The 15,572-nt window shown below is 42.3% G+C and carries 10 protein-coding genes; 7 read left to right on the plus strand and 3 right to left on the minus strand.

Going from position 1 to position 15,572, the window contains the following annotated elements; translation table 11 throughout:
* Positions 1 to 349 precede the first annotated feature (349 nt).
* The 3 genes from DSL64_RS28625 to proC form a co-directional block, all read right to left on the minus strand.
* Positions 350 to 868 (minus strand): toll/interleukin-1 receptor domain-containing protein, encoded by a 519-nt coding sequence (locus tag DSL64_RS28625; RefSeq protein WP_158547995.1) that lies wholly within the window; start codon positions 866 to 868, stop codon positions 350 to 352.
* A gap of 570 nt (positions 869 to 1,438) precedes the next feature.
* The gene (locus DSL64_RS28635) at positions 1,439 to 2,314 is read right to left on the minus strand and encodes a kinase (protein ID WP_199539532.1); all 876 of its coding nucleotides are present in this window, start codon (positions 2,312 to 2,314) and stop codon (positions 1,439 to 1,441) included.
* 272 nt (positions 2,315 to 2,586) lie between these two features.
* The gene (gene proC, locus DSL64_RS28640; RefSeq protein ID WP_115834404.1) at positions 2,587 to 3,390 is read right to left on the minus strand and encodes a pyrroline-5-carboxylate reductase; all 804 of its coding nucleotides are present in this window, start codon (positions 3,388 to 3,390) and stop codon (positions 2,587 to 2,589) included.
* Positions 3,391 to 3,707: 317 nt separating this feature from the next.
* Between proC and DSL64_RS28645 the strand changes: the two genes are divergently transcribed.
* The 7 genes from DSL64_RS28645 (at position 3,708) to DSL64_RS28675 (ending at position 15,539) form a co-directional block, all read left to right on the plus strand.
* On the plus strand, positions 3,708 to 7,127 hold the full coding sequence (locus DSL64_RS28645) for a transglutaminase family protein (protein WP_115834405.1): 3,420 nt from the start codon (positions 3,708 to 3,710) through the stop codon (positions 7,125 to 7,127).
* A gap of 18 nt (positions 7,128 to 7,145) precedes the next feature.
* Positions 7,146 to 9,701, plus strand: a complete 2,556-nt coding sequence (locus DSL64_RS28650; protein WP_115834406.1) for a circularly permuted type 2 ATP-grasp protein — start codon at positions 7,146 to 7,148, stop codon at positions 9,699 to 9,701.
* A complete protein-coding gene (locus DSL64_RS28655) occupies positions 9,691 to 10,569 on the plus strand; it encodes a transglutaminase family protein (protein WP_115834407.1) in 879 nt (292 codons plus the stop codon). The genes DSL64_RS28650 and DSL64_RS28655 overlap by 11 nt, the downstream gene beginning before the upstream one ends.
* Positions 10,570 to 10,816: 247 nt before the next feature.
* A complete protein-coding gene (locus DSL64_RS28660) occupies positions 10,817 to 13,237 on the plus strand; it encodes a TonB-dependent receptor (RefSeq protein WP_115834408.1) in 2,421 nt (806 codons plus the stop codon).
* Between the two features lie 357 nt (positions 13,238 to 13,594).
* The gene (locus DSL64_RS28665; RefSeq protein ID WP_115834409.1) at positions 13,595 to 14,575 is read left to right on the plus strand and encodes a pyruvate dehydrogenase complex E1 component subunit beta; all 981 of its coding nucleotides are present in this window, start codon (positions 13,595 to 13,597) and stop codon (positions 14,573 to 14,575) included.
* A gap of 210 nt (positions 14,576 to 14,785) precedes the next feature.
* Positions 14,786 to 15,172 (plus strand): TraR/DksA family transcriptional regulator, encoded by a 387-nt coding sequence (locus tag DSL64_RS28670; RefSeq protein WP_115834410.1) that lies wholly within the window; start codon positions 14,786 to 14,788, stop codon positions 15,170 to 15,172.
* A gap of 127 nt (positions 15,173 to 15,299) precedes the next feature.
* Positions 15,300 to 15,539 (plus strand): hypothetical protein, encoded by a 240-nt coding sequence (locus DSL64_RS28675; protein WP_115834411.1) that lies wholly within the window; start codon positions 15,300 to 15,302, stop codon positions 15,537 to 15,539.
* Positions 15,540 to 15,572 lie beyond the last annotated feature (33 nt).

The raw sequence follows: 15,572 nt of genomic DNA on the forward strand, positions 1-15,572 counted from the left end.
CGCTTTTCTAATTGGAGTAAATCCGATTCAGACTCTTTTATAATGTCAGCATATTTCATACTCAAATATACGACTTTCTATTTCTAATTTAGTATAATATCGGTAGAGCAATGGATATGTGATCTGGTATTTATGAGTTACATCCCTAACGAGATTTAGGAGGTGGTAATGTTTATATATTTCTACCAAAATTGCATCGCTACGCGATTTTGAGGCTTTGTTATCATAAGTAGAGCGAAGCTCCAAGTTTGATGTTTTCGCATATCAAGAGTTCTGTGTCGTCAGCAAGAACATCATTTCCAAAAACAGTTTATTCATATTGCCTTTTAGAATTATGCTTATCATAAGTTTAGTTTTCGTTTAATATTCTTTTGGTTTGTCTAACCAAATTAACCAAAGTGTCTTCCTTTTCCATATAGTCCATTTTTAGCAATGGTTTTGATGGTGGATTTATTGCTTGATATTGATTTAGTTCAGAAAACTCTTCAAACAAACATGGTTTAAGAATTACTATCAAAATAACAGCACCATTTTGTTCCGCTGCCTTTAGCAATGGTGGAAGTTCGTCAGAGGAAATAAAGTCTGAACCTAAAAAGTCCGTACTTACTAAAAGTATGGCAACTTTTGTTTCACTAATTGCCTTACGAATTTCATCTTTCCACTTTTGTCCAGGCTGAATTTTAGTATCATCCCAAAAGTCAATTTGACTTAAAAATGGTTTGAAATGTCGCTGAACATCAGTTAAAAAATCTTTATCTAAATGGCTGTAGCTTACGAACACCTTGTTTCTTCCTTGTTGTGGATTTGTTTTGAAAAGTTGATGAGCAACAATGGGTAATATACTTAATTCTTGTCGGATGTAAAACAACAGTTTTCAGAACTAATTTCATATTGACAGTCTGGATTTGGTTGCCCGTCGTGAGCTTTCTTTCTGTGCTCTAACAGTTGATCAGTAATACAAATTTGTATTTCGTCTAAGAAAACTGATTTGAATTCATCAGAGTAAAAGTCGTAAAGCCTGCTTTTAATTTCATGAAACTGTTTTATCGGTTCATGGTGTCCGCTACCACGAATGTGCCAGTCAAAAAATTGTTTTGCTTCCTGTCGTATTATTTTTTCGTCTTGCATGGTAGTGTTTTGTCCTCTTAATAAGTGTTTCAAAGTTTCAGGTCGTACAATTACCGCTAACGTTTAGCAGCTTTTCATTAAGGCGGCTTTCGGATCACAAAACTGTCAACCAGCACTGAGTTTGATACGAAGCACAAAGCTTACAGGTCCGCCCGCGTGACGCAAACTCGTGTTAGAAGCTGATTTTTTGTTATTGTCTTCTAATTCTTTTGTCCGCGAGTGCTAAATATTTAAGTCCACTTTGGTCAAAAATATATTCTGCCCTTTCAATTTGAAGTGCAGAATATACTGCATTTGCAAAACCAGGAAGTCAACCAATTATTGATCCAGTTGTTGAAGCTGTTGCCATTCCCTGATATGCTCCAATAAGTCCACAGACTGTTCCGAACATTATTTTATTAAACTGGCTTTCGTTCATTCTTGCGGTTAACTCTTCCTTTCTTTGTAGCAATTCTGCTAGGTGTTGGTGAAACAATGGAGTGTCTTCAACTATATTTGGATCAAGAACGATTAGTTCAACTCTTGTCCTAAATGTGTTTAGTAATTCTGAATGCCTTTCTTTGAAGTTTAGCAACTTTCTCAAATCAATTTCATAAGGAAATGGGATTAAACTTGTGAGAATGGTTTCTCTTTTTCTTCTATCTTGATTGAAAGCCCGCCTGTGATAAATTGGACGTATGTAGTCGGTAGTTGGAAGTCTGTTTGTTTTAGTGCTAATGAGAGTCGCTAAGAAACTCATTAGATTTTTCGCTGTCCTTTGTTCAACGGAATACCAACGTCCATCAGTTCTTTCAGCAAGTCCAAGTTCCTGTAATGCATAAAAAATGTTTTCGTCAAACTTGTCTGCGTGAATTTTTGCTTTTGAAAACTTGTCAATATGGATATTGCCACGAACGTCTTGTCTAAATCTATTTTGAGCTTTTCTTAATTTCTCTTGATTTCTTTCAACAAGTTCTAAGAATGGCCGTGTTACTTGCCATGGATTTCCAAATACGTCAATTGGGTTTATCGGTGTCACAAGTTCGCTACGAACTAATTCAAGCATAAACTCGTCATAGTTTCTCTCAGGTTCATAAAAATATTCTTGTGGAACGATTGAGCCAATGTTGTCATAATATAACAATGTCCGAAGTGTCCAGTCTGTTCGTGGAAGGTTAATGTATGGATAATAAAGTAGATTACTCATATGTGTCGTTGTGTTAAGCTCACCTCTAAATTCAGATCCAGATACCAAATTGTTTTCAACCTTAATTATAGCCAATCCGTCCCACGAAATTCTTTCTGCGTCTTTATGTGTTCCATCTCGCTCAATACTTGTCGGTCTATTTGGCCTTGTAAGACAAGTTTGTTTTAACTTGCTGTACAAATGCTTAAATAGCTCACTTTGAAAACTTCAATAGACTTTGTGTTGTTTGGATTCATTAAGTAACAAGTTCCATAAGCAACTACCAAAATCCCTCACCCCTTCGACAACTCCTCTGACCTCTTCTCCGCCGCCAAAATCCCATCCTTCAAAGCCCCATCCAAATTCCCGGCTTCAAATTCTCTAAGTGCCGCTTCCGTCGTTCCGCCTTTGGAGGCTACGGCTTTGATTAGTTCGTCGAGAGATTTGTCGGCTGTGTTGATCAGGTGGTAGGAGCCTAGCATGGTTTGTTTTACCAAGAGTGCGGCTACGGATTCTTCGAAGCCCATTTGTTTGCCGGCATCTATCATCGCTTTTACGACATAAAAGAAGTAAGCGGGTCCGCTGCCGCTCAATGCAGTTACTGCATTCAGTTGTTCTTCATCTTCCAAGAACACGGAACGTCCTGTGGCGTTGATCAGGTTTTCTATTTTACGAAGCTGGTTGATATCCACTTCGGGAGATGCTGAATAGGCCGTGATACCCATTCCCAGCATGGCAGGCGTATTAGGCATCGCGCGGATTACGGCTTTATGATCCAGGTTTTTCTGCATCATGTCAATCGTTATACCGGCCATGATCGACAGTACAACCTGTTTCTCATTGATCACCTCACGTAACGATGCGGCTACAGAAAGAAAATCCTGTGGTTTTACGGAAAGAATGATCAGGTCATATTCACCTATTTGCGGGCCAATCACACCGGTGATCACGCCCGGCTGAAAACTGCTTAATTTTTCGGTTCGGTCTTCACTTTTTTCAACGAGAAGGAAGTCTTCTTTTTTTACAAGGTCGAATTTGAGAAATGCGCGTGCAAAGGCCATACCCATGTTGCCGCAGCCGATAATTGCAATTTTCATTTTAAATGATTGAATAAGATGATATTGAGATTTGAGACGAATTACGCAACTTTTAACTAAAATATAACCTTGTTGAAGGGAAAGGCGCGGAAATTATAGTGTATTTCAGATGACCGTTTGATTACCCATATACCATTTGCGCGATAGTGCTGCGCAGGGAATTGTCACGAACTATATTGAGGATGTGTTGGAAATAATATTCTGCAAAAGTGTATTATTGTATCAATATGTTTTGAAAAATAACTAATATACATTTTTTTAGGATTAAAAATATTTACCTGTGCCAAATTATTTGAACTCATTGTAATACTCCAATTATGGCTATAAAAGTTGCTATTTCCCATAAGACAAAATATAAGTTCGATAGGAGTGTTTCTCTGTCCCCGCATATTTTCAGGTTACGCCCTGCGCCCCACTCACGTACTGCCATAGAAGGATATTCTTTTAAGATCAAACCTGAAAATCATTTTATCAACTGGCAACAGGATCCATTCGGTAACTATCAGGCAAGGGTTGTTTTTCCGGAAAAAGCCACAGAATTGAGTATAGAAGTGGAGGTGATTGCCAAATTGCAGGTGATCAACCCCTTCGATTTTTTTGTCGAGGATTATGCTGAAAAATTTCCTTTTGCTTATGAGGGAAGTTTGAAAGAGGAGTTAAGTCCGTATCTGGAAGCAAGGGAGTCGGGGCCGCAGCTGATGCAGTGGATAGCGGATAACAGACCAGCCGACGGGATTAAAATTGTGGATTTTTTGGTGCATTTAAACCAAAGGATCTTCAATTCGATAGGATACAACATTCGCATGGAGGCGGGTGTACAAACCTGTGAAGATACGCTGACAATCAAAAGCGGATCGTGCCGGGATTCTGCCTGGCTATTTGTGCAGGTGTTAAGGCACCTGGGAATTGCCGCCCGTTTTGTTTCAGGTTATCTGGTACAGCTTACCTCTGATATCAAATCTTTGGATGGGCCATCGGGGCCGGAAGAGGATTTTACCGATCTGCATGCCTGGGCAGAAGCTTATGTACCCGGAGCTGGGTGGATTGGGCTGGACGCCACATCAGGACTTTTTGCAAGTGAGGGGCACATCCCGCTTTGCTGCACGCCAGACTATGCAAGTGCTGCGCCGGTTTCCGGAGCTACGGATATTTGCGAGGTTTCATTCGAATTTGATAATAAAGTATTCAGAATACATGAGGATCCGCGTGTAACCAAACCTTATTCCGAGGAACAATGGGCTTCGGTGATGCGTGTGGGTGAAGCTGTTGAAAAGGATTTGCAGGAAAATGACGTGCGCCTCACGATGGGAGGTGAGCCTACTTTTATTTCTATTGATGATTTTGAATCGCCCGAATGGAACACAGCAGCAGATGGGCCTTTGAAGAGACAGCTGGCTTATGATCTTTCGCTACGGCTTAAAAACAGATTTGCGCATGGAGGTTTGTTGCATTTCGGACAGGGAAAATGGTATCCCGGTGAGCCGTTCCCGCGCTGGCAATATGCATTGTATTGGAGAAATGATGGTATTCCGATGTGGCAGAACGACGACCTGGTTGCCAAGGAAGGACAAACAAAATATACTTTTCGGGAAGCGGAGCAGTTTACGCATGAGCTTACGAAGTACCTCGGTATAGATACTAACAATATTACACCTGCTTACGAGGACCCGATTTACTGGGCAATGGAAGAAGGTAAATTGCCTGTGAATGTGGATCCGCTCAAAGTCAATCTCAAAGATTCTATTGAGAGAAGGACATTGGCAAAGTTGCTGGAAAAAGGGTTGAACAATCCGGCAGGATTTGTATTACCCATCAGCTGGAATGAAGAAGGAAAGCACTGGAGCAGTACAGCATGGCAGTTTCGTAGAAACAATTGTTTTCTGATACCCGGTGATTCCGCTATTGGTTTCCGGCTTCCGTTGAAATCGTTGCCCGACGTGGCAAAAGAAAGAAGAGAGCAACCTGTTGAACGTAGCCTGTTTGAAGACCTGCCAGCTTTGGGCGAATTTCGTCCGGGTGTGGAAAACAGATATGGTTCAGTTGCGCCTGCTTATCAGTTACCGTTCAATAAAACTGAAACGGATGATGAGGATACGTCCAAAGAGCAGGTGGATACTGCCAACCCTTTACTATTCGATGTGCCGATTATCAAAACGGCGATCAGTGTGGAGGAGCGTGAGGGGATTATCTATGTGTTCCTGCCGCCTATAGATTATCTTGAAAATTATCTGGATTTGATCGCATCCATTGAGGCAACGGCAGATAAGCTTAAAATGCCGGTACGTGTTGAAGGTTACACGCCGCCATCGGATTACCGTATTCAGAAATTAAACGTCACACCGGATCCTGGTGTGATTGAAGTGAATATTCATCCGGCCAAAAACTGGCAGGAGTTGGTTGATAATATCTCTGCTTTATATGAAGAGGCATTCTTCTCGCGGTTGGGAACGGATAAATTTATGGTGGATGGCCGTCATACAGGAACGGGAGGGGGGAATCACGTTACTATAGGTGGAGCCAAGCCTGCGGATAGTCCGATATTGCGACGCCCCGATCTGCTGAGAAGTTTGATTACGTACTGGCAGCATCACCCGGCATTAAGCTATTTATTTGCAGGGCCATTTATCGGGCCAACCAGTCAGGCACCGAGGATTGACGAAGGGAGGGACGAAAAGTTATACGAAGTAGAGCTTGCTTTCGAACAGATTCCGGAAGGGGAAGAAGTTCCCTTCTGGATGGTGGATCGTGTTTTCCGGAATTTGCTGGTCGATATTACCGGCAATACGCACCGTTCGGAGTTTTGTATGGACAAGCTTTATTCGCCGGATTCATCTACAGGAAGATTGGGTATTCTGGAGTTCAGGGCATTTGATATGCCACCTCATAAGCACATGAATCTGGTGCAGACCTTGCTGATACGTGCTTTGATCGCCAAATTCTGGAAGCAGCCGTATAAGCATAAGCTGATTCGTTGGGGGACAGAGCTGCACGACAGATTCTTACTTCCGCATTTCGCCTATCTGGATATGGTGGATGTTGTGAATGATCTCAAAGATGCGGGTTATCATTTCGATATTTCCTGGTTTGATCCGTTCTTCGAGTTCCGTTTTCCACATTACGGAGGAATTACGGTGGATAACATACAGCTGGAACTTCGTCTGGGGATTGAGCCATGGCATGTTTTGGGAGAAGAACTGTCCAATTCCGGTACGGCCCGTTTTGTAGATTCATCCCTGGAAAGATTGCAGGTGAAAATATCCGGTTTTGTAGAAGGAAGACATATTCTGATCTGTAACGGCTGTCGCGTACCGCTCCGCAGTTCGGGTATAAAATCGGAATACGTAGCCGGAATTCGCTATAAAGCATGGAATCCACCTTCAGCATTACACCCTACAATCGGCGCGGATGCTCCACTTGTTTTTGATATTGTGGATACATGGAATAACCGTATATTGGGCGGTTGTACCTATTTTGTTTCTCATCCGGGTGGTCGTAGTTTTGACACCTATCCGGTCAACAGCTTTGAAGCAGAGTCACGAAAAATCAGTCTGTTTCAGGGTTTTGGACATACGCCTTCGGCAAAGCAGGAAGTGCCTATATTGGAAAAAAACAGTGGAGCTGTATCCAGATTTGTGGCTGAAACCAAGCAGGAGATGCGAAGTGATACACCTATTGAACTGATTGATCCGGAATATCCTAATACACTGGATTTGAGAAAATTCTGGAGAAGTAAATAACATTTTTTTAATACCGATATGCTTACCGATGCCGCTGTGAATCTTTTAGAATCTTATAGAAGCGGGATAGATTCCTATGATGAAATCCTGGATACAAACGGTAAGGTGAAACCACACTGGCAGGCTCTTTTTTCTACCATGGAAAAACTGGGCTTGCCGGAGTTGCAAAACAGAAATGTGGAAATTATCGGTAAACTTCGTGAGAACGGAGTTACTTACAATGTGTATGATGACGCCGGCGGAATGAACCGCCCATGGCAGCTCGACCCTATTCCTTTCTTGATTGAGCAAAAGGAATGGAGTCATATAGCAAAAGGTCTTCAGCAAAGAGCACAGCTGCTGGATCTTATCCTGAAAGATATTTACGGCCCGAGGAATCTGGTGAGAGATGCGGTTATCCCTCCGGAACTGGTTTTTGCTAATGTCGGATTTTGTCGGCCTTGCAATGATATCAGGCTCCCGGAAGAGAAACAGTTGAGCTTATATGCAGCGGATATTGCACGCGGACCTGATGGACAAATGTGGGTATTGGATAACCGTACTCAGGCACCATCCGGCTCAGGATATGCGCTTGAAAATCGTATTGTGACCAGTAAGCTATTGCCCGAGCTGGCCGATGGCATGTATGTAAGCAAACTTTCTCCTTATTTCAACAGCATGCAGAATACCGTTCTGCGCGTAGCTAGTAAGAACAAGGATGCTCCCAATATTGTATATCTCACGCCGGGCCCAAGTAACGAAGCCTATTTTGAACATGCGTACCTGGCGTCTTATTTAGGTTATACACTTGCCCAGGGTGATGATCTGATGGTACGGAATGGCGTTGTCTGGCTAAAATCTATAGATGGTTTACAGCGTGTGGATGTGATTATCCGGCGAATAGATGACATCTGGTGCGATCCGCTGGAACTACGCGAAGATTCGAAATTGGGTGTGCCGGGTTTGCTTCAGGCGATCAGGCTGGGCAATGTGCAGGTGCTCAATCCGCCCGGAAGCAGTGTGCTGGAAAATCACGCTTTTCTGGCGTTTATGGAGAATATCAGTAAATATTTCCTTGGCGAAAAACTGCTGATGCCGTCCGTGGCTACCTGGTGGTGCGGGCAGGCAAAAGAACTCAATCATGTCATCAATCATCTTGATGAACTGATCATCAAAAAAGCCAACAGACGATCAAAATTCAGATCTATCTATGGCAGGCTTTTGTCGCAAAGTGAAAAACAAGAACTTATAGCGCTGATACGTTCCGATCCGAAGGAATATATCGCACAGCAGGAAGTGAGTTTGTCAACGGCTCCATCGTTGATAGATGGTCAGATCGTTCCGCGTTATGCTGCATTGCGTGCGTTTCTGGTAGCTGATGAAAAAGGTTACCACGTGATGCAGGGTGGACTTACCCGTAGTTCCAGAGTGAAGGATCGGTTTCGGATTTCCAACCAGCAGGGTGGTTTTTCCAAAGATACCTGGATCGTTTCGGATGAAACTGCCGAAGCGCAGGAGCGTGTGGTGCTCAATAACCCGCCATCTGTCAACAAACATATATCGTTGCCGAGTCGTAGTGCGGAGAACCTTTTCTGGGTGGGGCGTTATTGTGAACGGACAATGGCTTTGATCAAGTTTATAAACATTACGATCAATGTTCTGAACCTGGATCGCAATTTCGGAGGATCTGCGAAGCAGGAACATATAAAAATCCTGTTGCAATCATTGACTCAGCTTTCTTACTCATTCCCTGGTTTTATGGATGAGGAAAAACTTAAGAAAGATCCGTATCCGGAGATTATTGATCTGGTGTCAAACAGTCGTCGTGCAGGAACTGTAGCAGCTGGTATCGGCTCGTTCCTGAACGGAGTAGGGGCAGTGCGGAATCAGTGGGATCTTGAAACGTGGCGTATTATCGACCTGATCAGTAAAGGACATCACGAGCTCATGAATGCCTCGGCGATGAACCGGAATAATATTCAGAAAACGCTGGATGGTCTTTACCACAACATGTTCATGTTCTTGGGAATTATCTCAGAAAGCATGCCGAGGGATAACAGCTACTTTTTGCTGGAAACCGGAAAGCTGATCGAAAGGATTTTATCTAAGGTAAGTATTATTCTGTCCAATTTTGGATGTAAAAATAGTGAAAGTGTTGAAAATGAATTGATAGAGGCAACTTTGATCAATCATCATTTGCTGGTAAACTATCGGCAGATTTATAAATCGCACATGAGCGTGGCGAGTATGCTGGATCTTATTTTGCTGGAACGAACACATCCTTTTTCACTGGTTTCGATGCTCGATGAGCTGAAAAATAATCTGGATAAATTACCTAGTTCTACCCGGGGAGAGAGGTTGAATGAAGCGCAGCGACTTGCTCTGAACGCTTCAACAATGGTGAAGCTGACAAATATTGAAGCTTTGATGATCCACAACGCAGCTCAGGAACGGACCGCACTTACCGGCCTTTTGCTGGAGATATCAAATCTGGTTTCGTCTGTGTCGTTTACGCTGACGAATATGTACTTCAGCCATACATTCATGCAGCATTCATTTGTTAACCGACCTGACAGCGACAAGGATGAAATATAAACTGGTCCATAAAACAGAATATAGCTACGAGGAGCCTGTCAACAATTATCACAGCCTGCTCTGCCTTACGCCGCGTATACTACCGCGGCAGCTGTGCCGTGATTTTTCTATCAAGATCACACCTGAGCCGCTGGATATTATAGAAAGAACTGATTTTTATGGCAATACAACCCATTACTTTTCGCTTCATTCTCCTCACAAAAAACTGACCGTACTGGCTACCAGTGTGGTAGAATCATTGACCGAAACAACGGGCAGTCCATTGGAACATTCGGTAATTACCTGTGAAGAGGCAACATTACGTATTCAGGAGGACAGGCCACTTCGGGTTTCCATTCTGGAGTATATGCTGGCAAGTCCGTTGATAAAGTGGGATGACCCGATTCTGGATTTTGCACGCGATTGTTTCAAGCCTGACGAGTCCTTATATAGTTGCGTTCAGTCACTTTGCAGTAAGATTTTCCATGAGTTCGATTTTATGCCCGACTTTTCCACAGTGCATACGCCTATACGCGAAGTACTTGCAGCCAGGAAGGGCGTTTGTCAGGATTTCTCACATCTGGCCATTGCCTGTATCAGAGGCTTTGGGTTTCCGGCAAGGTATGTGAGTGGTTATCTGGAAACATTGCCTCCTCCCGGAAAAGCTAAATTACAAGGCTCCGACGCATCACACGCCTGGATTTCTGTATTTATTCCGGATTATGGCTGGTGCGATTTCGATCCGACCAACAATGTGGTGCCCAGCGAACGGCATATCGTTACGGCTTGGGGGCGCGATTACAGCGATGTGACCCCATTAAAAGGAATCATTTTCAGCTATGGTAAACATGAATTGAAAGTAGAAGTGGATGTAATTCCTATCGAGTAATCAACGATAGTATACGTCTGCATTTTTCTTTCAATCATCAAAATCCCTGATTAAATCCAAATTGGATGTAGTCAGGGATTTTGGTTTTATAACTATAAGTTGTTAAAAAGTAGCGTATTATATCTGATACAAGCACTTATGTGAAACTCATTAGAATTAATTTCTCAGAAAAATTATAAATCACTTGCAAGTATAGATTCGTGCAGATACTTTTGCGCGAATTTTAAATTATAATAAGTCTAAATAAATGAGAAACTATTTATCATTTGTAATCTGCTTGTTGCTGTCTGCTCAGGTGTTTGCTCAAACGGGAAAGCTGACAGGAACTGTGATCGATAACACGAACAACGCGATACCGGGAGCAACTGTGCTCATTAAGAGTACAAGAATCGGAACCTCAACGGATGCATCAGGAGCTTTTACGATAACCAATATTGCTGACGGAGACTATGTATTGGCTGTATCTTCAATTGGTTTTAAAACAAAAGAAATATCGGTTTCAATAGTGCATAACGAAGTGAACCTCAATACGATCATGCTGTATGAGGGCGATGAGATTTTGCGCGAGGTACTTGTGGAGGGTGAAAGAGATAACAAGTTCTCCCGTAACGAGACGGCATATGTAGCAAAACTACCTTTGAAGGATTTTGAAAACACACAGGTATACAGCACAATCACCAACTATCTGTTGAAGACGCAGATTGTTACCAATTTTGATGATGCCTTGAAAAACGCGGCCGGTGTGGATAACTTGTGGACATCTACCGGCAGAGGTGGAGATGGAGCCGGTTACTATACATTGCGCGGGTTCTCTGTTCAGCCTAAACTTGTGAACGGGCTGCCGGGATTGACAAACGGAACCATCAATCCTGCTAATATTGAACATATTGAAGTTTTAAAAGGACCATCTGCAACGCTCTTCGGAAATGCTGTGAGTTCGTATGGTGGGTTGATCAATGTTGTTACTAAAAAACCTTATGTAGGAACAGGTGGTGAGCTGTCGTTCACAACTGGTTCTTATGGTTTGAATCAGATTGTCGGAGATTTTAATACTGCTTTGAGTAAGGAGAAAAATCTGTATTTCAGATTAAATACTTCTTATTCTACAGAAAGAAGTTTTCAGGATGCAGGTTTCAGAAAATCGTTTTTTGTAGCTCCTTCACTTTCTTATCAGGTGAATAACAAACTTTCATTCTCTTTCTACGGAGAGATCACGCAGGCGGAACAGACGAATCCGATGTTCCTGTTTCTGAACAGAAGCGCGCCAACGAAGGCCAGAAATCTGAGAGAGCTTGGATACAACAACAAGCTTTCGTTTACCAGCAATGACCTGACACTGGAAAATCCTACACAGAATTACCGTGTGGAAATGGACTACAAACTTTCGGATACCTGGCAGTCGCAAACGTTGGTTTCAAAAAGTGCCACGTCTACCAAAGGTTATTATTCCTACCTTTTTGATTTTGGAACAACCGGGGATAATGTATTTTCACGTTTCCTGAACAAGCAGAATGAGTACACCGGAACTTCAGATATTCAGCAGAATTTCATTGGTGACTTTAAAGTAGGTAAACTGAGAAACAGAGTAGTTCTGGGTCTTGATTATTTTTCAGCAATTACAACCAGTAATGGTACCGGATATGCATTTTACGGTAATGTGACACCGAATGGAGGTTCAAACGGAGATAATCCATTTACTCCGGGTATTGAAACCAGTGCATATCCTCTTTCATCTGCTGCAGTTGATGCCGTGTTAGCTACACAACCTGTTGCCAACCAGAAATCGAAATACAATATTTTCAGTGCTTATGCCTCTGATGTATTGAATATCACTAATAATTTGTCGGCCATGATAGGGCTTCGACTGGATCATTTTGACAATGTTGGAGACGTTACTACTTTGGAAGACGATTACAATCAGACAACGTTATCGCCGAAATTCGGACTTTTGTATCAACCGGTTCTGAATAAGCTTTCTATTTTTGCCAACTACCAGAACGGATTTACAAACGTTGCTCCATCATTGGTGGGAGACCCTACAGCCGGTCCGCAAACAATCAAAACCTTCCGTCCGGAGCAGGCCAATCAGCTTGAATTTGGTATCAAAACCAACATCATTAAAAATAAGCTGAACGCAACAATCAGTTATTATGATATTCAGGTGAAAGATCAGGTGATTACAGACCCTGCATCACCATTTAACAAAATTCAGGGTGGTGAAGCATATAGCCGCGGTTTCGAAATTGAAATGAATGCGACGCCAACGAAAGGATTGGACATCAGAGCAGGATATAGCACAAACGACAGCAAAACAACAAAGTCAGACAACGTTGAGATTCTGAACAAAAGGCCGCTCGGAGCTGGTTCTAAGGTATTGTACAACGCATGGGTAAACTATGAAGTGCCCAAAGGAAAACTTGAAGGTTTCGGACTTGGTTTCGGTGTGAATGGCGCAAGCGAGCGTTATGCAATCAATTATGTTTCTACCGGCGACTTTTTGTTACCCGCTTATACCGTGGCTAACGGATCCCTTTTCTATCAGGCAGATCATTACCGTATCGGTCTTAAGCTGAACAACGCTTTCAATAAAGAATATTACAAGGGATGGTCTACAATTGCTCCGCAGATGCCTCGTGCGCTGTTGGCTAACTTTACTTACAGCTTCTAAATTTCCAAAATTCTGTGTGGGAGGCATTACTTCGGTTTTGCCTCCTTTTTTGTTTTTAACGGATACATTACCAAGCCATATTGAGTCTGAGAAAGGTTAGGTAGATAGATCTCGGTGCTGTAAATCATAGGTATCAACTTAAATATGATGAAGTAATGCCGCATTTGACTGCTTTTTTAACGCAATGGTTCTCTGAAAGAATTTGAGAATTGACCTTGATTCTCTAATTTTACCTGATCATTTTGAAACCAGTATACAGAACCTTCGTTTGATGTGTTGTTCAAAGTTGTTTATCCTGCGAATGCTGACATATTGATAGGTTCCGTTTTTAGAATTAAATAATTATCAAAATTACGGATGAAAGAAATAGCATTCAGAGATGCCATTCGCGACGCCATGTCGGAAGAGATGCGCCTAGACAAAAGTATCTTCCTGATGGGAGAAGAAGTTGCGGAATACAATGGCGCTTATAAAGCCAGCCAGGGAATGCTGGATGAATTCGGACCAGATCGCGTAATCGATACACCTATTGCTGAGCTTGGATTTGCAGGTATTGCAGTAGGAGCGGCTGGAAATGGCCTTCGTCCGATAGTGGAATTCATGACCTTTAACTTCTCACTTGTTGCGATTGATCAGATCATCAACAGTGCAGCTAAAATCCTTTCTATGTCTGCCGGACAGATCGGTTGCCCGATTGTTTTCCGTGGACCAACAGGTAATGCAGGTCAGCTTGGAGCACAGCACTCTCAGAACTTTGAGAACTGGTTTGCCAACACTCCGGGTTTGAAAGTAGTAGTACCATCTAACCCATACGATGCGAAAGGACTTTTAAAAGCATCTATCCGTGACAACAACCCGGTTATCTTTATGGAATCGGAAGTAATGTACGGAGATAAAATGCTGGTACCAGAGGAAGAATATATCATCCCTCTTGGTAAAGCTGATATCAAGCGTGCTGGTAAAGATGTTACTATCGTTTCATTTGGAAAAATGATTCCTCGTGTTGTGATGCCTGCTGTATTGCAATTGGAAAAAGAAGGAATTGATGTTGAGGTAATTGATTTGAGAACTGTGAGACCTATAGATTATGCTACAGTAATTGAATCGGTGAAGAAAACAAACCGTTGTGTGGTTGTTGAAGAGGCCTGGCCACTTGCTTCTATCTCTACGGAACTTGCTTACCACATCCAGCGTCACGCATTTGATTATATGGATTCTCCGGTAATCCGCGTAACAAGCCGTGATGTACCTCTTCCTTACGCACCTACGCTGATTGAAGAAATCCTGCCAAACGTAAAACGTGTGGTAGACGCTGTGAAATCAGTATTGTATAAATAGTTTGGTTGAAGAACCTGGATAAAGCCATTTCCTTACAAAGGTGATGGCTTTGTTTTTATATAAAGTTTGACAATCTGTTGATTTTCACACAAGCAAATTTTACTAATTGTGTTTTTTCACTGAAGTAATTGTTCCAAAATAGATAGAATACTACTACTTTTGTGCTTTGAAACGCTCCTTATTACAGATTCATTCAAATCAATCAGGATTATGCAACAAGAAGAGAAAACCAGATATTCGTCGGAAGAATTAAAGGAATTTGAAGAGCTAATTAAGGGCAAGCTGGAAGCCACGGTGAGTGAGTTGAATTACATCAAAGGAGGTTTGAGTAAGAAAAATGACAGCGGAACCGACGTTACCGCAGGATCGGCCAAACTTGTTGAGGACGGGGCTGATGCAAGTGAGCGTGAAAACCTGAGCCAATTGGCAGCTCGTCTGCAGAAATACTCGATCCAGCTTGAAAATGCACTGGTTCGTATCAAAAACGGAACTTACGGCGTGTGTATTGACACAGGAAAACTTATTCCGAAGGAACGCCTTCGCATTGTACCACATACACAACAAACCATTGAAGCGAAGCTGAAAAGAGCTAGCTAGGGACTGAAGATTACAAATATTGAAGCAGGTAAGCGTAAGTTTGCCTGCTTTTTGTTTTGTTAAATATTCTTAAATACAACTCCTTTATTTTGAATCCTGTTAGTGCTTTTCTTCTTTTGACTGAAACATGAAAGCACTATCACTTTTAATAACAGCTCTGCTACTTTCTTTTCGTTTAACAGCGCAACATCAGGAACTCGGAGAGCTCTGTCAAATCTTTCATTTGCCTGATGAAAAGGATACTACTTCATTCGTCGTGTTTGGTAATGTGGACGATTTGAAAGTGAAAAAACCACTTTTCCTGTTTCGGCAGGGCTCTCAGCGGGTGCATTTCAAAACTACGCAGCCTGCTTTAATATCTGTGTGACACATCCCCATCGATTACTTTCCTTTATAACTC

This window comes from Dyadobacter luteus, from assembly GCF_003383615.1.
Classification (GTDB): domain Bacteria; phylum Bacteroidota; class Bacteroidia; order Cytophagales; family Spirosomataceae; genus Dyadobacter; species Dyadobacter luteus.